Origin of the sequence: Advenella sp. FME57 (assembly GCF_014897675.1) — a bacterium.
Classification (GTDB): Bacteria; Pseudomonadota; Gammaproteobacteria; order Burkholderiales; family Burkholderiaceae_B; genus Advenella.
In genome coordinates, this window is record NZ_JABUXU010000015.1 from 1 (window position 1) to 20,262 (window position 20,262).

Annotated in this window: 15 protein-coding genes and 1 pseudogene; 5 read left to right on the forward strand and 11 right to left on the reverse strand. The window is 46.4% G+C overall.

Going from position 1 to position 20,262, the window contains the following annotated elements; all coding sequences use genetic code 11:
• Positions 1 to 1,054: 1,054 nt before the first annotated feature.
• Positions 1,055 to 2,692, forward strand: coding sequence for a Hint domain-containing protein (locus INT32_RS16315; protein WP_193089782.1), 1,638 nt, complete (start codon positions 1,055 to 1,057; stop codon positions 2,690 to 2,692).
• A 351-nt stretch (positions 2,693 to 3,043) separates the two neighbouring features.
• Here INT32_RS16315 and INT32_RS16320 read toward each other — a convergent pair whose 3' ends face one another.
• Positions 3,044 to 4,192 (reverse strand): capsular polysaccharide biosynthesis protein, encoded by a 1,149-nt coding sequence (locus INT32_RS16320; RefSeq protein WP_193089783.1) that lies wholly within the window; start codon positions 4,190 to 4,192, stop codon positions 3,044 to 3,046.
• A 424-nt stretch (positions 4,193 to 4,616) separates the two neighbouring features.
• Here INT32_RS16320 and INT32_RS22200 point away from each other — a divergent pair, with 424 nt between their 5' ends.
• Positions 4,617 to 4,733 (forward strand): integrase core domain-containing protein, encoded by a 117-nt coding sequence (locus INT32_RS22200; protein ID WP_226817186.1) that lies wholly within the window; start codon positions 4,617 to 4,619, stop codon positions 4,731 to 4,733.
• A 241-nt stretch (positions 4,734 to 4,974) separates the two neighbouring features.
• Here the strand turns inward: INT32_RS22200 and INT32_RS16330 are convergent, their stop codons facing one another.
• The 9 genes from INT32_RS16330 to cysQ all read right to left on the reverse strand — a co-directional run bounded on the left by INT32_RS16330 (position 4,975) and on the right by cysQ (position 14,744).
• Complete coding sequence (locus INT32_RS16330; protein ID WP_193089784.1) at positions 4,975 to 5,796, reverse strand: IS3 family transposase; 822 nt, start codon at positions 5,794 to 5,796, stop codon at positions 4,975 to 4,977.
• Complete coding sequence (locus INT32_RS16335) at positions 5,793 to 6,107, reverse strand: DUF1153 domain-containing protein (RefSeq protein WP_193089785.1); 315 nt, start codon at positions 6,105 to 6,107, stop codon at positions 5,793 to 5,795. Before INT32_RS16335 ends, INT32_RS16330 begins: the two co-directional genes overlap by 4 nt.
• Before the next feature lie 45 nt (positions 6,108 to 6,152).
• Positions 6,153 to 7,082, reverse strand: coding sequence for a glycosyltransferase (locus INT32_RS16340; protein WP_193089786.1), 930 nt, complete (start codon positions 7,080 to 7,082; stop codon positions 6,153 to 6,155).
• A gap of 56 nt (positions 7,083 to 7,138) precedes the next feature.
• Positions 7,139 to 7,960, reverse strand: coding sequence for a hypothetical protein (locus INT32_RS16345; protein ID WP_193089787.1), 822 nt, complete (start codon positions 7,958 to 7,960; stop codon positions 7,139 to 7,141).
• A gap of 403 nt (positions 7,961 to 8,363) precedes the next feature.
• Positions 8,364 to 8,621 carry an integrase core domain-containing protein gene (locus INT32_RS22405; protein ID WP_193089788.1) on the reverse strand — a complete coding sequence of 86 codons (258 nt, stop codon included), beginning with the start codon at positions 8,619 to 8,621 and terminating at the stop codon, positions 8,364 to 8,366.
• A 286-nt stretch (positions 8,622 to 8,907) separates the two neighbouring features.
• A complete protein-coding gene (locus tag INT32_RS16355) occupies positions 8,908 to 10,908 on the reverse strand; it encodes a capsular polysaccharide biosynthesis protein (protein ID WP_193089789.1) in 2,001 nt (666 codons plus the stop codon).
• 336 nt (positions 10,909 to 11,244) lie between these two features.
• Positions 11,245 to 12,090 carry a UTP--glucose-1-phosphate uridylyltransferase GalU gene (gene galU, locus INT32_RS16360; protein ID WP_193089790.1) on the reverse strand — a complete coding sequence of 282 codons (846 nt, stop codon included), beginning with the start codon at positions 12,088 to 12,090 and terminating at the stop codon, positions 11,245 to 11,247.
• 127 nt (positions 12,091 to 12,217) lie between these two features.
• Entirely contained in the window at positions 12,218 to 13,951 is a 1,734-nt protein-coding gene (locus tag INT32_RS16365) for an SLC13 family permease (RefSeq protein WP_193089791.1), read from the reverse strand.
• A 13-nt stretch (positions 13,952 to 13,964) separates the two neighbouring features.
• Positions 13,965 to 14,744 (reverse strand): 3'(2'),5'-bisphosphate nucleotidase CysQ, encoded by a 780-nt coding sequence (gene cysQ, locus INT32_RS16370; RefSeq protein WP_193089792.1) that lies wholly within the window; start codon positions 14,742 to 14,744, stop codon positions 13,965 to 13,967.
• 1,007 nt (positions 14,745 to 15,751) lie between these two features.
• Between cysQ and cysD the strand changes: the two are divergent.
• The 3 genes and pseudogenes from cysD to INT32_RS16385 all read left to right on the forward strand — a co-directional run.
• Positions 15,752 to 16,654: pseudogene (gene cysD / locus INT32_RS16375) on the forward strand (sulfate adenylyltransferase subunit CysD); the annotation flags it as partial.
• A complete protein-coding gene (gene cysN / locus INT32_RS16380) occupies positions 16,655 to 18,556 on the forward strand; it encodes a sulfate adenylyltransferase subunit CysN (protein WP_193089793.1) in 1,902 nt (633 codons plus the stop codon).
• A 253-nt stretch (positions 18,557 to 18,809) separates the two neighbouring features.
• Positions 18,810 to 19,805, forward strand: a complete 996-nt coding sequence (locus INT32_RS16385) for a hypothetical protein (RefSeq protein ID WP_193089794.1) — start codon at positions 18,810 to 18,812, stop codon at positions 19,803 to 19,805.
• Positions 19,806 to 19,807: 2 nt separating this feature from the next.
• Here the strand turns inward: INT32_RS16385 and INT32_RS16390 are convergent, their stop codons facing one another.
• Positions 19,808 to 20,254 carry a hypothetical protein gene (locus INT32_RS16390; protein ID WP_193089795.1) on the reverse strand — a complete coding sequence of 149 codons (447 nt, stop codon included), beginning with the start codon at positions 20,252 to 20,254 and terminating at the stop codon, positions 19,808 to 19,810.
• Between the last annotated feature and the right edge of the window lie 8 nt (positions 20,255 to 20,262).

Genomic DNA, 20,262 nt, shown 5'->3' on the forward strand with positions numbered 1-20,262 from the left:
GAGTTCAAGGCAGTGTTCGCCCAGTTTGCGCCTGGCGCGGTGTTGCCGTTCTGATCGCCAAAAGTAAGCAATGAAAAGCTTGGACCGCCGAAAGGCGGTTTTTTGTTACCGACTCGATCTCAGGCTTCCACCCACCCTCAAGTACGCTCGGTTACGCCAGACAAAATGACTCAAACTCACTGCCCATAGATGCACCATTGCCTAGCGAATTTTTGATAACCGCACTCTAGGCATATGAAATAGCAGCCATCACAATCGACCTCAGTCTCGACCAAATCCGACGCCATTTTTGGCGACATTCGGTGCATCTCCACATCGCGATTTCTTGCTTAAGAGGGGCTATCACATAACCAATTTTCGTAAGCTTTCGTTTTAAAATAACATTTGATACCAGTCAATTTTTCAGCAAATTATCTATTAATTAATTGAAATATTATTTAATAAAAAATAGAGGATTTAGCTAAAATTCGCAGAGCGCCATGTAAAGCTGCGAAAGTCTAAATCCAGATCTGTAATTTCGAAGACGCTCAGGTCTAGACGTAATAATGAGCACTGTTTTCTGAAAACCAGCGGCTTAAAATATACATATCTCATTCGAGCGGTAGTTGCCAAAGATTCTGAAATTTGAAAATCCGGATCAGCAATTTACCTTTGGATACCTCATTCTTACCATTTTTATGAAGTTGACTCGATTTCAAATTGGGGTAAACCCTAATTTCCACAGAAATGCACCAAGATAGACGACGTTCCACGATCCGCTAGTTCAAGCAACCTTGTAATGTGATTCAAACGTCGTATAGCAACCCCCACATGTGGGAATGAGCAAAAACAGGGTAAACCCTTATTCAAACACCTCATAGGAATTGCATTTGAAATATTTTTTGTGAATCTGGTTGCTTTATATTAACTTATTGACAATAATACGTAAGTCGAATATTTCAAAACTCGACATAAAGTAAACCGGATAAGCGAATATGTCCGCGGCAACTCGGCTAAATAAAAATCGCTATCCAATTTGCTTTCTTTATCACAACTTATATGGATAGGTGAAAATATGGCTACAGTAGATCTGGATGTCGGTGGATTGTTCCAACCGTCAGAACAAACAGTTGACCAAAGCTCCTACGATGGCGACACATTGCTAAACGTGAATGCGCTTAGCCCAAACACCACACTAACAGTTACCAATACGACAGACTCCCCCGACGTTCTTGAACTCCAACAAACGATCGGTATCGGACTGCTTTCGACCAGTACTTTAAACTTGGGTGAGAACGCCAATGTTAAGCTGACAGGCTTGGCGGGGGTTAATGCCGGATCAACTTTCAACTATAACCTCGAAAACGGTTCTACGCTTGAAATGTCATCGGACTTCCTTTCCCTTGGGCTAGGAAATACTGTTAACGTTGATTTGGGCGCAGATGGCACCTCGACATTTATTTATGATTCTACCGGTATCAATGTCGAACTGTCAGGATTCCCCAACGTCACTGGCGTAACTGCAGGAGACCAGATCCTAGTCGCCAATGCAACAAGTGGTGAATACGTCAACGGTGATCTGATCTTTAAAAACGATTTTGGAGTTACTGTAGGCCGCTTTAATGCAGAGGGCCTGGATCCTAACCAAGTATTTTTTGAAGGCGGCACGATGACTTACGCGTGCTACCTCAAAGGCACACACATTGCGACACCTGACGGTGAAGTCAAAGTGGAAACCTTAAAAGCTGGCGATCAGGTTCTGACTGCAAGTGGCAGCATTGCTACCGTCAAATGGCTGGGCTTTCGCAAACTGAATCGTGATCGCATTCCGGCTGATGCACAATTGCGCGCTGCCCCTATCCGTATCGCCAAGGGCGCTCTGGCAGAGAACATTCCCCACCGTGATCTGACCGTTTCACCGGGCCATCGTTTCAACTTCGACGGTGCACTCATTCCCGCTTTGTCCCTGGTAAATGGACTGACTATTACCCAGGACTTCACTGTCAAGCACTATGAATATTTCCACGTCGAACTGGAACAATTTGACATGCTGCTGGCTGAAGGCGCTGCTGCAGAAAGTTATCTGGATGTTGGCGACTACCGCAATTCATTTGAAAACGCCGAAACAGTCGCTGCCCATCCTGATTTCGGACCCGCGCCTGAGCGTGTTGCGCTTCCGGGTTATGTGCAGAAAATTACACCTGAAATTATTGAACCCGTTCGTCGTGAACTGTTCAAACGTGCACAGGCACTGACCGGGGTATCCCGTACGGCTGATGCAAAGCTTCAGGTTCAAGTCAATGGTATCGCCATTGACGCAGCAACTGCATGCAACAAAACCGGGGTATATCAATTTGAACTGCCTGCCGGACAGCAATCGGACATTCGCATTCTGTCTAACTCAGCCGTTGTTCGCGATACATCATTGAGAAGCCGTCGCGATACCCGTGTAATCGGTGTAGGCTTGACCGACATCACTCTCATTGTGGACGGCACTCGTCACGCAATCGACATTACAGCTGAGAGCCTGACCGGTCTGAATGATGTGCAGGATGTCTACGGTACAGATATGCGCTGGACGACTGGCGAAGCTGTTATTCCTGCCACACTCGTACCGTCATCTAAAAGCTCTGTCGTACTGGAGCTGAATGTGCTGCGTACGCATATGTACTGGACTGCAGCTGAGCTCGAAAAAGCACGAAAAGCAGCATAATCTCGTGTAGACAGTAACAAGCTAGTAACTTTATAAGAGAAGCCGCTCGAATGAGCGGCTTCTCTTTTGAGTGCGTTGTTCCTGGAATTGCTCCGGTATTACAGGACCGGAAGTATTAGTTGGTTAATCGCAGTTGCTGCTCTCGGAAGCATCGGGGTGACTGGTATTTCAACGCACTGCTATCATCTTTGTAATGTTCGGCCGGTCTTTCGAAGCTTTCATAGCGACCGCTGAGTCTGGCCAGTTAGCCATATCAGCATAATCCGGTCTGAACTTCTTCAAGTTGAAATCTATGTTTTAGTCTTCTCTGTGTTTTAAGTATAAGCACGAATCCAAAGTGATTGGGATCTTCTACACGGATGCATGATCTTGCCGCTTCAACGAATCAATTAAATCCAATGCCTCATCAAGTTGGATTTCCTTCCCCATTTGATAATTGTAGTATTTTGGGTAAAGCATAAAAGCACCTGCAAAAAGCTGTTCTTTAGTAAGCTGACGTGTTCTGCGAGAGTTGTATTGACGGTCATCTGTCAATCCCCAACCGGCATAAAATGGACAGCCCAGGGTAGTGACCTTGAGCCCGCGTATAAGCGCTTCAAATCCAGCTAATGACGTAATCGTGTACACATGGTCTATACTCTCGAACGCTTGCGCCATGGGGATATCTTCTTCCAGGATATAACAAAGGCTTTTTACCTCTTCAGGGTCTGAAAGTTTCTTCCGATGGCCATTTAATATATCTGGATGTGGCTTATAGATTATTTCCGCCTCTGGGTTTTCTCTTGCGGCAAGGCGTATCAGGTCATTATTACTGATAGCGGATTCGCAACCATATTTGATTGAGGCATCATTCTCAACTTGTCCAACAACGAGAATCCGCTTGCTGTTTTTTGGGCCATACATAGGCTTATCAACTATTGCTGGTACGTGATTGTATTTACTGATTTCGAGTTTTAGCATCTTATTAATGAGAAAAGCAGCCTTTTTAATTAATTTTGGATTTTTTTCAAAGTCATAATGACTCAAAAGAATTTCAAGATCCGATGGCTGCGTAGCATCGAAATACGGTGTTTTTGAATCTATCGTAAGAGAAATCGGTGGGGTATGTTGTGCGCCTAACTGTATCGACCGAATAAAGCCGTCTTCCAGATACCAGATTTCATTTTCAAGTTGTTCAAACAAGCCTACATGATTCTTGCCCCAGACCATAATTTGAGCACTAGGCAGACTTTGAATAAAATTGAGTAGCCGACGTTGTTCGAATTCAGCCATATTCAACGGATAAAAGCGGAATCGTCTGTCTGGAAACCACTGATGCAGTAAAGGGCGTTTCCATTTTGCGAAATGGAACGCGAAGGTAGGAATATGATTTTCATCAAGCACCTTCGAAAAATCTCTATTTCTTTTGAAATCAAGTATATATCGGCATGAGCTTTCTATAAGGGCTTTGATTTTTTTTTCATTTCGAAGTTGATTTATTGATGTATATACCAATAGCATGAGAGCTGTATTCCCATTGTAATGATCTATGCAAATCACCATAGTCCTCGTCATACACTTCCTACACTTAAGTGCATATTAATACAATTTTAGGTACTAGATTCCATCGTATCCATATCACGACTACCGACGAAGCAAGATCGTATGTGTGTAATTACTCAGTGAAAAACTGCGCATGTGATAATAGGAAACATCACAAATGAGTATGATCATGGAGGATGAGACCAAACTTTGGCCTCCCAAGTGCAAAAGCGCGCTAGTGCTCCTATAATGGGCTGGTGTTCACCCAGATACACAGCGTTGGTTCGCAGTTAAGGCCTTCGACAGGAATTCATCGCGCCACATTGCCCTCAGAAAAATGGCACGGTGGAACGCTTGATTCGAATGTTCAAGGAGCAATGTGCCCCATCGCCTTCGCTTCGAAATGCTGCCGCATGCCAGTCGTGTTATCGGTGACTGGATACGCTTTTACAATTACCGACGCCCACACCAGGTGTTGAATATGAAAACCCCGGCTGCTACATTTACACTAGCCGCGTAAGTTGAGCAGAAAACGTTAGGGCATTACACGCCAATGCCAATCCTGCCATCGAAATCCCCGGCTGCCGGCTCGCAACAAACCATCTCGGCCTTAAACGCAGCTGTGTATGCATGCGAAGTACGTTTTATAGGGATTAATTCGTTGGATGCGTACAAATAAATACATAGATGTACCAATCCTGCACCTTTTGCGTTAAGGGACCTCATGGCTTGGTGTAATGACCCAGCGTTTTCTGCTCAACTTACGCGGCTAATGCAAATGCGGCAGCCGGGGTTTTCATATTCAACGCCTGATGTGGGCGTTGGTGATTGTAAAAGCGTATCCAGTCACCGATAACACGACTGGCATGTTGTAGCGTTTCGAAGCGATGGCGATGAGCGCATTGCTCTTTAAGTGTTCTGATGACACGCTCTACCATGCCATTTTGCTGGGGGCAATGTGGCGTGATGAACTCCTGCCGAAGGCCATAGCTGCGAACCAACGCTGTGTAGCTGCGACTGGTAAATACCAGGCCGTTGTCGGACCGAAGCAGAAACGGTACGGGCACGCGCCCCAGCGTACCGAACCGGGCAATGAGCGCGTGCTCCAGCGCACTGCTTGCCGTTGTGGCCTTGCCACTGCGAGACAGATGCCAGCCTAATAGTTCACGCGTGTGGCAATCGATCACCAGAGCCAGCGTAGCCCAGTTATCACGGCCCGCCCAGATGCGGCACAGATCGGTAGACCAGCGCTCGTTAGGCATACTGGCTACTGAAGGTAAGGCCTGAATGCGGGGTCTGAAGCCAATCGCCCGTTTCCTGACCTGCCAGCCGTTTATCTGGAAGATACGCTGCACGGTGTTCTTGTTAAAGCCTAGCAAACCAGCTACTGTCCGATAGCCAAACGACGGGGACTCCTCAATCATCGCCTTGATTGGCTCCACGAACATTGGATTAACTTTAGGCGCAGACTTGATCGGCTTGTAATACACCGTGCGTCTGGGGATACCAAACCACTGGCACAGCTTGGCGATAGAGACCTCAAATCCTTCTTCTTTTAGTCCCTGGCGGATCGATTCGATCATTTGTCGTCCTCGTCCAGCAGGGACTGCAGCTTTTTTCTTGCTCTCAGCTCCAGCATCGCTTCGCCATAGGCATGCTGCAACTCCTTGATTTGCCGTTCATATTGTTCTTTTATATCCAGTGGATTGGCTCGCAGGGCATTCTCCATCCCTCGCTTGGCTTCATCCACCCAATTCTCCACCTCGGATGGCGACAAATCATAAGCGCGACTGGCTTCTGCTACTGTAGTTTTACCCTGAATAATATCCAGGACCAGTGCACTTTTTCGCTTGGCTGTCCAACGTTTAACTTCTTCGTCCATTGTCATACTCATCTGTGATTTCTCCTATTATCACATGAGCAGTTTTTCACTGGGTCATTACATTGGAAGCTGACTGATATTCATTTTCTTAAAACGCGGTCCAAGTGATCGCACAACTTCTTGCTCTGAAATATTATCAGAAGCAATCATTTCTTTTTTCAGAAGACGACCCGAGTCATTAAATTCGTGCGCATTTACCAAAAACATAGGCGATCGAGAATCGGTTATAACAGGAACAACGGTATCCATTTTTATATGGCCAGCTGGCTTTGGAAGCTTGAATATGTAGTGACCGGATTCAATTATGTTAGATACATAAGCTAACCCGACTGCTAAATTGGCTTGACGTTTCTCCACTAGGCGAAATGTCTTTTGCCCTTCTTTATTGATACAGCTCAAATAATACCCGTTATTAAACGATATGCCATGGCCAACAAATTTCGGGTGTAAATAATTTCTGAGTTGGGCCGTATAGTCGTTTGCAAGACCGTCATCGTCATCTAGGCGGGCCGTGATGACGATTTCTCCATCGTCATCACTAGGAAGTAATTTCTCTACAATTAGCTTTTTCTCAAAATCTCTTGGGTTTTCATAAACGGACAAAAAGGCACAATAGACATAGGACCTCTTCGACACCAAACCAAGCAGTCTTCTCGTCCATTTCTCAGGCAATTGATCTGAACAACGTAAAACAAGAATAAAATCTTTATCGATCTGAGCGTCTAAAGAGGGGAGGCAGATATTTTCAAAATACGTAAATCGGGACTCAAGTCGCTGATCCGTGAATAATATTTTTTTTCGGCTTTCAACGTCAGCGTCTTTACCTTGTGCATATTTGTTGCCTTTCTCATATATATGAGAAAACGGAGTAAAAATCACAATTCTACTTCTTGTAACTTCATCATTAGCTTGTGCAAATCTATCCATGATAACCTCGCTTTCTCTGAGTTTTGCTAAATCATAAGAAATGATAGCTTGTTTTTGCATGAAAGTTATTGACCAAAATAGCTTATGGAGTACGTGCTCTCAAAGATCTGATCAGCCTAATTCATTAACGAATTTAAATGATTTGTGTAATTGTCTTTTAACCTCTCAAAGACTTCTTTAGGAAAAGGGTTAAACGGCGTTGAAACTCCTGCTTGCTTAAAATTATCGATTAAATAAGCGACCTTTCTTGTCATTTGAGGTGGAAAAGATTCATTTATCAAGCCTAATATTTGAATAGCTTCCAAACTCATTTTTGATCTTCGTACCCCCCCGCTTTCCGTTGCCTGAGCAAAAGGTGCATTAACACCTAGCAAATTAGCTAAATACTTGTCGTTATTCTGAATTACGTCGTTAAATTCGCTAATCACAATGTTTTCGCACCCAACGCTCCGTATATCGTGCAATAAATCAATCCAAGATACTTTATCAAACTCGACCATCTCATAATAATCGTCAAAGTCACAATACTTGAAGTGTCGTAACGATTCGCAATAACGAGAAATGAAATAATCGACGTAATCACGCAGAGTAATGTGCGTGATAATTTTATAGCCATTGAGTGCTGCGACTAACTTACCTAAACGGGGAATTGCTTTCGAATATATTTTATTGGAGTCTGGTTTATTCGTGCCTCCGATTATATTCTCATCTGAAATTACTAACTTGTCGCAAAGCATATAGGGTAACAATCCTTCCAGAAGTACTTCCTCTTGGGCATTGGTACTTAGTTTATGCGTTAAAGATTTTCTTAGGTCTTCCAATTTTATGTACTGAATACGTTCTTTCGATAGTTTTTCTTGACTATTTAACAAACGGGATTGAATATGAGTTGTCGCTGTTTTATGTACACCAAGATGTAAAATTATTTCGGGTTTCATATGTGCGTTCAAGTAATAAATTTATAACTCTCTGTGCGCAAAAGTCGAGCATACAAGTACAGAAAGTTTTAAATAGTAAGTTCGAGATGTAGCTCGTGAATACACGAGTTCTTATGATTTATGGGTTTAATACAATAGAGTTCTGTGCAAAAGATTTCATTTAATTATCTTGATTCGGACCAAGCAGTATCTCAGATAGGCTTTCGCATTAATAAATCACACAATGTAATTTTATCAGATATATTTTTCCGTTTAACAGGCACAGGATAAAAAGAAAATTGGCCTAGCATAATCTGGCTTAAGAATTTAAGATTGTGCCTCGGCATGTTCGCGGATCTGAGGGCTCTTTTGGATCACCTTTGTAAATTTAGGACCGGAACTATTGCCTATTTAATCGCTGCTACTATTCCTGGAGTTGTCGGGATGACAGGTATCGCAATGCGATGTGACGATGGCCCTCATTGTAGTATTCGAACCACTGTTTCAAGGCGTTTATGACGGCCTGTGAGTTAGGTCGATCAGCCAGATGGGCATAATCGCGCCTGAAGGTTTTTACAAAGCTCTCGGCCATCCCGTTGCCTGCGGACTGACCACCTGTGTGATAACAGGTTTTAATCCCGGCATCTGTGCAAACTGGCGGGTGTTGGCAGGTGTGTAACAAGCGTCATTATCAGACAGCCATTCGCCTGGCTGCGCGACGGTCTGTCCATAGAGTCTCTACTACCTGCATCATCAAATCTCCAACCAGTTGGGGAATCAATCCCTTGGGTTGTCGCCACCCAGCTCATACTTGCCTGTCGGGCCTAAGTCAGCATTTGAGTGGTATGAGATGACGCGGAAGACGGGTAAGGGCGAGGACGCGAGCGAACCTCTACAAACTCAAATTGCGCACCAATGAAATAGCAATTAGATTCTAAATACTCTTATCAATACTTGATTAATTACATCTACCGTTTGCCGCGCAACCGTGCAATCAATCCGAGCAATGGACGTAATGCCTTTCGCCACGAAGGCATCACACTAGCACCCTGTACCTTCCACAACAACAATTCATCAAGCGCCACCTCGACCGTCGTAAAACGATGAGTGCGACGGCTTACATAGGTTGGATACAGAATCAATGCCGCTGCCGTGAGTTCGTCCAGACTCCGCTTGCGGGTCCGACGAGAGACCGGGTACCGATCCTCTGTGAGGCTCCAGCCGGCATAAAATGGCCGTCCATAAGTGACCACTCGCTTGCCTCGCATTAAGGCTTCAAATCCTGCCAATGAAGTCAGAACGTGAACTTCGTCGACTTCCGTAAATAACTGACCTATAGACAAATCCTGAACAATCTCGTCGCACCATTGCCCGACCTGAGCTTCCCCCTTCCCTTTATCACGCATGCCGGCTGCAACGTCAGGGTGCGGTTTATAAACAATATAAGCATCCGGGTTATTTAGCCGAACAGCCTTTAACAATGCCAGGTTCCCGCGAATTACAGTAGACCCGAAACGTATAGATGCATCCGTTTCAACCTGTCCTGGAACCAGAATGACAGTGGTAACCTGCTCTGGCCGGACCCACCCCCCTGTGCCTACATTATATTTAGTCAGGTTTTCAGAGACAATTCGCTCTCGCAGATGTTGAGCGCGACGCAGCAGATCCGGTGACATCTGTGAATACTGCAGTATAAACTCCAGATCCGATACACATGTTGCATCGTAATAAATACCACGCGTGTCCATTACCCAGGAAAGCGGTCTGATCAAATCGACCCCCAGCCCCACAGAGCGCATGAAACCGTCTTCCAGCCGGATAACCTGCCCCGAAAACGATTCACTCGCAGCGTTGCGCCCCCAAAGCGCCAGAACACCATTGTTTGGGCATTGTCCCACCTTATTTACAAATCGGACAGCGCTACCTTGAAAAAAATCTTTGACGATCGGCCTTTTCCAGGACGAATATCCCGGAGCAAAGATTTCCTTAGGAAAACGTGCACGGCAGGTCCTTTGTAGCTTCATCCACGAGATGAGACGTTCAGGTTGGCACAATTGGCCAGATTCGGGGTCCAGATAACGTGCGTACTCTATCAGCGCACCATAAACCAACTGTTCCAACGTCACAGGTGAGCGTCTATCTGGCGCGGGTAATCTATCGTGGGTCAGTCCGTACCCGGCATAAAATGGCATACCGAAGACATGTACCGGCTTTCCCCACAACAGCCCTTCAAACCCCATTTGCGAGGTCACTACATAAATGGCACGAGCACGCTGTAACAAGGTCACCGGATGCACATCATCGGCGATCACTTGAATCCGAGGATTCTTTTTAAGAACAGCAGCATTGAAATGGCCCCGTTTGCGTCCAGCAAATACATCGGGATGGATCTTGACTAGAACAGTTGAACTTGGAAAATCACTCAATGCTGCCTGAAGCATTGCTTGGAAACTTTTTTCGCTCGCCTGTCCGTGCTCGATAGCGGAATCACCGTATGTCTGATCAGCCACAAGAACGTAGTCTTCCGGCAACATACCCGCCCAATCCCGCAGATGGTTATATTTCGATACACCTGCATCACGCCATTGCCGACATAGACTGCGCGCCCTCTCAATCTGTTGCAAACTCAAGGACCGCTGGATGTAGTTTTCCAGATCGGAAGGCCGGCCAGCGTGATAGTAAATCCCCTGATAATCCACAACAATAGAAAAAGTTGGGTCTTTATCGCCCAGATCGACTGAGCGTAGGAAGCCGTCCTCGATAAAAAGAATGGTCTTTTGCAGTTCTGAGGCCACCACGGCAGCGTGGCGATAGGATGGCTTGAATCCCCAACTGGCCACGTAGTCAATATTCCGCGGCATGCACCCGATCCGGCCGCCGACCACCTCAAAATCCGGCAACAGAGCGGAAAGTGTTGAGTTTTTACTTATGCCCCGGGTAGCTAGCAATAAACGCGGCGTCCTGTTCATGCAATTTGCTTAATATTATTTATATAGTTGGTCCGTCAATCGGCATAGTCTTTACCCATCGATGGAATTATCTCAGCATTAAAGCACAAAACCAAAGCAATCTGCGAGGCACTACCGCGTCTTTCACTCTTAAGTATTTTCTCAGGCATCCGTCACACCCCAGTTTTACACACTCAATAAAAGTTGAGCACTGACCGCATACGCGACGCCGCTTAGCCAGACAATGTCGTCCGCAGTAACTTCGCGGGCATCAACAACCACCACCAGCCCTGAAATAATTAAACGGATATCGTTAGCTGTGATTTAACTAATTGCATGTCGATGCCCCACTCGGCCTTACTCCGTAGGCACTTGCAGCTTATGGTATTTACGACCCAAATTGACCGTTGCTTCAAAAAAACCGTTCTTGCTACCGCAATCGTATCGGGTTCCTTCGTAAGTGTGCCCAAATACAGCACGTGATTTAAGCATGGACGCAATCCCGTCAGTCAGCTGTATTTCACCGCCAGCTCCTTTTCCAATAAAACGCAGATGTTCGAAAATGTCTGGCTCCAGAATATACCGACCTACAACCGCATTGTTGGAAGGGGCATTCGCAGGATCAGGTTTCTCAACGATTTGCTCAACTGTCATGGTTCCACTGCCTACCGATTTACCGGCGATGATGCCATATTTTTTTGTCTCTTTTTGCGCCACCACCTGTGTACCCAGCACACTGCCATTGCAGGCGTGCGCTACCTGAATCAACTGGTGCGTGACAGGTGTATCAGAATCAATCAAATCGTCTGCCAGCAGTACGGCAAAAGGCTCATTGCCCACAACGGGTTCCGCACATAATACCGCATGCCCCAATCCTAAGGGAGCAGATTGTCTGATATAAATACAATTGACATTGGAGGGCAAAATATCCTTCACGATTTCCAGCATTTCTGTTTTACCGCGTGCGATAAGCTCCGCCTCCAGTTCAGGCATCGAATCAAAATGATCCTCTATCGAACGTTTGTTGCGTCCGGTTATAAAAATCAAATCGGTAATACCTGATTTCACCGCCTCTTCCACAGCATACTGAATTAGCGGTTTATCTACAACGGGGAGCATTTCTTTGGGCATTGCTTTGGTAGCGGGCAAAAAACGGGTACCCAGCCCGGCAACCGGAAATACAGCTTTTCGAATAGGATTCATTCAGTCCTCGGAGTAAAGTTAAAAATAAAGCTAACCTAAATAAATATACTTCACACACCTATACAACGCGGTAATCTACTATTTCAAGTGTATTGATGTGTTTCTGACCAGTTCACAATATTTCTCGTTAAAACGGAAAAACAATAGGTACCAGGATTAGGATGCATAACGAATAGACAATCGCAATAGGAAGCCCAACCCTGAAAAAGTCCTTCACTCGATAGCGCCCGGGCGAATAGACCATCAGGTGCGTCTGATAGCCAAAAGGGAACAAGAAGCAGGCACTGGCGCCATACGCAATTGCCATAATAAATGGAGTTGGGTCAACACCAAAAGCCTTGGCGGTGGATAGCGCAATCGGAAAGGCCAAAGCGGCCGCCGCATTATTGGTGATGAGTTCAGTAAGCAGCATTGTAATTAGATAAACGCCCACAAACGCCCCCATTACACCATATGCATCGAACGCAGAGCGCATAACACTGGCAATCAGATCTGCTGCGCCGGAGGCGTCAAGCGCATGCGCGACAGACAGGGCCGAAGCGATGATGATCATCAGCTCGAATGGAAAGCGGCGACGCAATTCAGACAACGTCAAGATTTTTGTGATGAGTAAAGCAGCAAGCAACACCAACAACCCACTGAACAATGGCGCAATTTCCAGCGCGGATAGCAAAATAACAACGGCAAATCCACTCATGGCAAGCGTACTTTGTAACGTGTTCAGTACTGGGCGTTGCAAAGTATCATCTAACACATGGAAATTACGGTCTATATTACGGTGTTGTTTAAAATCCGGACCAACAGCCAATAGCAGCGCGTCGCCCACATGCAATGTTATCTGCCCTAATTGGCCTCGTAGTTGCCGATCACCACGACGTATACCCACAACACCCGCATCAAACATGGTGCGAAAATCCACATCACGCAAGGTGCGGTTCGCCAGCTCAGATTCATTTGAAATGACTGCTTCCACTAAATTGGAGTGTAGTAGTTCCGGCACATCGGTGCCAAAGACAGCCAATCCGTCAAACTGCTTCAATGCCTGCACTTTCTCCGTTTCACCCGAAAAAATCAGCACGTCGCCAGCCAGCAGCACTTCTTCCGGATTAACTGGTGAAATAAGCCTCCCTTCACGCAAAATCTCTACCAGATACAGGCCATCCAATCGTCGCAAACGATTCTGTTCGATCGTTCTGCCCGCTAATGGCGAATCCTGTTGTACCTGAGCTTCCAAAAAATAACGTTGGCTCGAAGATATATCATCAGCAGTTCGGTTATCAGGTAACAGACGAGAAGTCAAAGACAAGACCAAAATGCAGATTAAGGCTGTTGGCAATCCAACCCAGGCAAATTGAAACATTCCAAGTGCAGGCAGACCTGCACTGACAGTAAACGAGTTAACAACAAGATTGGTTGACGTTCCCACCAATGTAATTATGCCTCCGAAGAGGGAGGCATACGATAAGGGAATCAGCACTTTGGATGGTGCAATCAACCGCTGCTTTGTAACAACGCCCAAAAATGCGCCTACTACCGCGGTATTGTTCAGAAAGGCAGAAAAAACCGCCGCGACAAGTGACAGCCGAAACACTGCAGACACGGCTTTGCCTCCGCGAAACAGCATAGTCGATAATTTATCCAGTATTGGGGTTCGCTCCAACGCCAAAGACACCAGCATCAATAATATCAGTGTCGCCAGCGCGGAATTGGTAAATGCGGATAAATAAACCTTCTCGGGCACCAATCCAAACAAATAATACGCACCCGCCCAAGTCGAAAAAAGAATGGCGGGCGATATTTTCCCGTGAATAAGTAATACCAGCAATAGACCGATAGAGCCCAGGACCAAATAGGCAGTCATAATGGGCATCCAGTCAACGAGAGTGACCCCAGGCCACAAAATGCGGATTTTCGAATCCCGGCTTACCATATTCAAGTGGCTCCCCGGAAATTGCTTCGACCCGTCCTCCGGCAGCACTTAGCACAGCATGACCAGCAGCAATATCCCATTCCATGGTACGTCCCAGCCGCGGATAAACATCTGCCTCGCCGGCCGCTACCAAACATAGTTTCAGTGATGAGCCGGCATTAACGACATCTGCTACCGTGTGCCCGGATTGCCCCAGAAAGGAATCCAGTGCGGCACTATCGCCGTGAGAACGACTGGCAACCACGGTCAGGCCAGCCTCGGGCACCACGCGGCAACGAATATCAGATCGGCCTGTAGACTGTTCCACAAATGCGCAGGAATCAACCGCACCAGCAAAAAGACGCCCCTGTGCCGGAGCGTACACCACACCAAGCACCGCAACTCCGTTTACTATCAACGCGATGTTGACCGTGAACTCCCCGTTCCGATTAATGAACTCCTTGGTTCCATCCAGTGGATCGACCAACCAGAAGGTATCTGCCACATCTGGCATCTCGCCAGCCGCTACCGCCTCTTCAGCAATCACCGGCACACCTGGCAATAGTGCTTTCAGCAGCGGCACCATCACCTGTTCCGCCCGTTCATCTGCCAACGTAACGGGAGATGAATCAGCCTTTCCCTTTACTTCAAAATCAGTCTGATAAATTTCCATAATCGTCTCTCCACCCTTACGAACGATGGGAATGATGGATTCCAGAAGGGAGCCGAGGTTATTGGCAGTCACAAATTGATCCTTTTATTTGATTGCGAAAAGTAGATAATATTACTTTTCGCATATTACATATTGAATATTAAACAATTTTACACATTAATTTTAATAATTTATATATACTTAAATTGTTTAATAGTGATAATTACCAATCTGAGCAGGTTATGGTCGTAAAACGCTCTTCTCTCTCCATGGAAGAACTTAACCGGCAGCGGCGAGCTGCAGTACAGTTGCGCCTGCAAGAAAAGACGCTGGGCTTTATAAGTAAAAGTACAGGATTGAGCGCTCCCACTATCATTAATGCGCATAAAGCGTATTTAACGGGAGGTTGGGCCGCCGTTAACACGAAGCCCAGGGGACGCCCCCCACTGTTGCAAGAAGCCTTATCTTCACAGGACGAAGCTGAATTGCAGGGCATACTGTTTCCGCCAGTAGGAAATGATAGTCCTAAGGTATGGGATATTGATACGCTCGTACATTGGATTGCAGGACGTGCGCTTGAAAAAAGCGGTAAACAGCCTGATCGAAAGGCCATTGCACGCTTTCTGTCCAAATACAAGCTATTGGCCAGGTCACTATTGGATGCTGCGCGCTCACATCGCGGCAATCACATCCAAACGTGGCTGGCCAATGATTACCGGGAAATACAAAAACGCGTAAAACAGGAGCAGGCAAATCTTTTCTGGGTAGACGAGCGCCAGTTGGGCAACGCCGATTTACCATATTTCCAATTGGTTGCCCACACCCCACGGGGCACTCAGTACTGGCTGACTCTGGCTAAATGGCCCACCGCCCTGAACTGGACCGCGTTTTTCGACGGGATTTGTAAAGTATCAGTCAACAAAGCCATCATTATTACCCAAAATCCAGCCGTGAAAAAGAACACCATAATCAGCAACTGGATCGCACAACATACAGACAATATCGAAGTCATTGTTCTACCTGCGCCCTGGCGCTCTACTCCAGAACCCGCCGCAGACACCAGCCATCATCCTTCCAATTTTTCACTAAAGACGAGGCAATCCATGTCCCTCACTCATCTCCAACAACTTGAGGCCGAGAGTATTCACATCATGCGCGAGGTCGTTGCAGAGGCCGACAATCCAGTCATGCTGTATTCCATAGGAAAAGACAGCGCAGTGATGTTGCACTTGGCACGCAAGGCCTTTTTCCCTGCGCCCCCACCGTTTCCCTTGCTGCACGTGGACACACAGTGGAAATTTAAGGCCATGTACGAGTTGCGAGATCGTATGGCGAAAGAATCCGGCATGGAATTACTGGTTCACGTAAATCCCGACGGCATAGCCAAGAACATCAATCCGTTTACTCACGGCTCTGCCATTCATACCGATGTCATGAAAACCGAAGGTCTGAAACAAGCCTTGGACAAATTTGGGTTCGACGCAGCCTTTGGCGGCGCCCGCCGCGACGAAGAGAAGTCACGCGCAAAGGAACGCATTTTTTCATTCAGATCCGAGCAACACCGCTGGGATCCCAAAAATCAGCGCCCGGAACTTTGGCGTCTGTACAACACAAAAAAACACAAAGGCGAGTCCATTCGAGTATTCCCTATATCCAACTGGACAGAGCTCGATATCTGGCAGTATATCCACCTGGAAAACATTCCAATTGTGCCACTGTATTACTCTGCCGTACGACCAGTGGTCGAGCGCAACGGCACGCTAATCATGGTCGATGATGACCGCATGCCACTCCGACCAGGCGAGGTGCCCATGATGAAAAGCGTACGCTTCCGAACACTGGGATGCTACCCATTGACCGGCGCAGTGGAGTCCACCGCAGATACATTGCCCGCAATTATTCAGGAAATGTTATTGACAACAACATCCGAGCGTCAGGGGCGTATGATCGACCACGACTCTGCCGCCTCAATGGAAAAGAAAAAGCAAGAGGGGTATTTCTAAATGGCACATATATCTGATCTTATTTCAAGCGACATCGATCAATATCTGAAGACTCATGAAAACAAAAGTCTGCTGCGATTTATTACATGCGGCAGTGTTGATGACGGAAAAAGTACGCTTATTGGACGACTGCTTTTTGAATCCAAAATGCTGTTTGAAGACCAACTAGCTGCTGCCGAGGTAGATTCAAAAAAATTCGGCACACAGGGGGACAATATAGACTTTGCCCTGTTGGTAGACGGTCTGGCGGCCGAACGGGAACAAGGCATTACCATTGACGTTGCCTATCGCTTCTTTTCAACAGACAAACGTAAATTTATCGTTGCCGATACCCCCGGACATGAACAATATACGCGCAATATGGTCACCGGCGCATCCACCGCGGATGTAGCCATTCTGATGGTTGATGCGCGCAAAGGGATTCTAACTCAGACCCGTCGCCACAGCTATTTGGTGTCACTGCTAGGTATCCGCCAGATTCTGGTAGCCATTAACAAAATGGACCTGGTCAACTACGATGAGAAAACATACAACAAAATCGTAGAAGACTACAAACAATTTGCCAAGCAACTGGACATTGAAAACATTACCTTTATTCCTCTGTCGGCCTTCAAAGGCGATAATATTATTACACCAAGTGATAATACCCCATGGTATCGCGGCTCTACACTGATGGGCTATCTAGAGACAGTGGAAGTCGACGATGAAAGAACCCGCAAGGAAGCATTCCGCCTGCCTGTGCAATGGGTGAACCGCCCGAATCTGGATTTCCGTGGATTTACAGGCGTTGTCGCAGGCGGGCAGATACAGCCCGGAGACCGTGTTCGCGTTCAACCATCAGGCAAGGAAAGCGAAGTTGACCGCATTGTGACGTTCGATGGCGATCTGGATACGGCAATTGCTGGCCAGGCCATCACGCTGACTCTAAAAGATGAAATTGATATTTCCCGTGGAGACGTCATTTCCAAAGCAGAATCCCCAGCAGAAACAGCTAACCAATTTGAAGTGACTGTAGTGTGGATGCACGATGAACCCATGCTTCCGGGCCGGTCTTATCAATTGAAAATTGGCACCAATACGGTATCGGCTACGATCACTGAAATCAAATATCAAGTCAATGTGAACACCCTGGAACACACTGCCGCCAAGAAACTTGAGCTGAATGCCATTGGTGTATGCAATATCAACATTGACCGTGCGATTGCGTTCGATCCCTACACACATAACAGGGACACAGGCGGTTTTATCCTGATCGACCGCATGAGCAATAATACTGTCGGCGCCGGCCTGATTCATTTCGCACTGCGTCGCTCGCATAATATTCATATGCAGCACGTGGATGTAAACAAGGAAGAAAGAGCGCTATCAAAAGGGCAAAAGCCGTGCGTACTCTGGCTGACAGGTTATTCTGGCGCTGGAAAATCCACCATAGCCAATCTAGTTGAAAAACGACTGCATTCGATGGGAAAGCATACGTACCTGCTGGATGGTGACAATATGCGTCACGGATTGAACAAGGATTTAGGCTTTACTGATGAGGACCGGGTAGAAAATATTCGTCGAGTTGGAGAAGTTTCACATCTGTTAGTTGATGCTGGCCTGATCGTACTCACCGCTTTCATATCCCCTTTCAGAGCCGAGCGTCAATTAGCACGTTCACAAGTAGAGGATGGAGAGTTTATCGAGATATTTATTGACACTCCCCTGGAATCAGCGGAAGCTCGCGACCCGAAAGGTTTATACAAAAAGGCGCGTCATGGTCAACTAAAACACTTTACAGGGGTCGATTCGCCTTACGAAGCTCCGGAAAAGCCCGAAATAAGAATTGATACTAGCAAAATGAGCGCTGAAGAGGCGGCGGACCATATTGTAAGCTATTTGGAAAACGAACACTTTCTGTGAAACAGAGCTAATCATCAATATTAGTGTTCAATATTCAAGCCCGGTTATTTACATAGCCGGGCTTTTTTTGAACCCGGCACGGGCCTCTGGTATTTATACCTTGTTTCTGAAAAAAAAATATGTGATCATCCACCATGACGATTGGAATATTTGGATTGCCCTCAAGATTCCCATATTCGTCCTATTTACCTTACGCCATCACAATATTTTGGCAAACTAAACAAAATTAACTTGGGTTTTGCGCCTTTCTCACATGTCATTTGATTTCAATAAAGATACTTCTTTTGTTCTGGGGAAAACGTATGTCAAATATCATTTCCAGAATTTATCCAAACCCATCGTGTTTCTATTTTCACCGGCTGACTCTGAAATTCCGATCGAGAATATACGAGCGAATATAGATCCTTGGGGGTTTTCAAGAATAAAAGAGTTAGGACTGAATGTTCTATCGTTCACCTCTCTACAGCCCAGAAATTGGTATAAACACCCGGTTTTAAATCAATATCTTAAAGTGCAGCTCCCAGACATGCTGCCAGACTTTCCCGAACGGCTTGGGATCGGCGCCAATGTAGGCGGTTTTGGCGTGTCTCTTTATGCAAATGCGCTCAATTGTCAACGGATCCTCCTGTTCAGCCCTATATCGACCTTAAATCAGGAGCATGCCCCCTGGGAAAATCGTTTCGCGCAAGGTTTGCGCGGTCTGAACTGGACACAAGGAGACATCGATGGCAGCACAACGCGTTGCCCCGGCCAGATTATTTATGACAAACAACAGATGCTGGATAATTCACATGCACAGCGCTACGGCTCACAACTGGAACGCATCACCGCTCGAGGCCTGGGAGAAAATCTTTACAAACATCTTCAGACCATGAAGCTACTTGACAAAGTAATTGATGCTTTCATAGAAAATGAACTGACAAGCCATTTTTTCCATACATCGCTACGCAGAAGGCGGGGCTATCTGGATTATTATGCAGGGTTGCTCAACCACCCCTCCAATCGCCTGACCCCCGCTCGGCAAACAATTATCGAAAATCGCCTACTTGCCTGTGTACGTAAATATGCCAAGGACCCTCAGGCCATTCGTTATCAGGACGCCACCCTACTCAGAGATCTAGCCATCAGAATCGAGAACGAGGATCTAACTTTGGCAGAACATTTAATGAGTCAAGCCCACCAATTACGGAAAGGACCTTTCATCACTAAGAAACTGGAAGCATACCGCCGCGCCCTGAACCGGCGTTAAGCTCACGACATTACACGCATATACGTGAAATGTGTCACTAAATTGTCGCGACCGACCGCGGGTTCGCCCAAAACCAGGCGCCCCGCCCGCAGACCAAGCTCGTACAGTTTGTTAGAAATTTCCGTCAACCTATCCAGCTCGCCTTCAGGGCACGAAATATAGATCTCATCCAAAGCGAGCACATCAAGCCACAACAAGAGAATCTTTGAGTCCGACTCGAGCAATAAACGCAATGATGAGACATCGAAAACCAGAAATAGCGAATCGGGTATCGTGCCCTCATCCAAGTCGCGTAATGCAGAATCATTGTGCTCTACTTCTATGCAAGTGATGTCCTGAGCTGCATTATGAACAGTCTGGATAGACAATTGTTGACCCAAATCCGCACTCAATGCCTCGACCAGCATTTTCAGTTTTGGCACAAAAGAAACGTTATTGTTATATATCAAATACTTTT

Excerpts from the sequence above, each read along its gene's own strand:
- INT32_RS16365 (WP_193089791.1), bottom strand. The coding sequence starts at position 13,951 with ATGACTGCCTATTTGGTCCTGGGCTCTATCGGTCTATTGCTGGTATTA.
- cysN (WP_193089793.1), top strand. The coding sequence starts at position 16,655 with ATGGCACATATATCTGATCTTATTTCAAGCGACATCGATCAATATCTG.
- INT32_RS16345 (WP_193089787.1), bottom strand. The coding sequence starts at position 7,960 with ATGAAACCCGAAATAATTTTACATCTTGGTGTACATAAAACAGCGACA.
- INT32_RS16340 (WP_193089786.1), bottom strand. The coding sequence starts at position 7,082 with ATGCAAAAACAAGCTATCATTTCTTATGATTTAGCAAAACTCAGAGAA.
- INT32_RS16335 (WP_193089785.1), bottom strand. The coding sequence starts at position 6,107 with ATGAGTATGACAATGGACGAAGAAGTTAAACGTTGGACAGCCAAGCGA.
- INT32_RS16320 (WP_193089783.1), bottom strand. The coding sequence starts at position 4,192 with ATGCTATTGGTATATACATCAATAAATCAACTTCGAAATGAAAAAAAA.
- galU (WP_193089790.1), bottom strand. The coding sequence starts at position 12,090 with ATGAATCCTATTCGAAAAGCTGTATTTCCGGTTGCCGGGCTGGGTACC.
- INT32_RS16315 (WP_193089782.1), top strand. The coding sequence starts at position 1,055 with ATGGCTACAGTAGATCTGGATGTCGGTGGATTGTTCCAACCGTCAGAA.
- INT32_RS16330 (WP_193089784.1), bottom strand. The coding sequence starts at position 5,796 with ATGATCGAATCGATCCGCCAGGGACTAAAAGAAGAAGGATTTGAGGTC.
- INT32_RS16385 (WP_193089794.1), top strand. The coding sequence starts at position 18,810 with ATGTCATTTGATTTCAATAAAGATACTTCTTTTGTTCTGGGGAAAACG.
- INT32_RS22200 (WP_226817186.1), top strand. The coding sequence starts at position 4,617 with ATGCTGCCGCATGCCAGTCGTGTTATCGGTGACTGGATACGCTTTTAC.
- INT32_RS16355 (WP_193089789.1), bottom strand. The coding sequence starts at position 10,908 with ATGAACAGGACGCCGCGTTTATTGCTAGCTACCCGGGGCATAAGTAAA.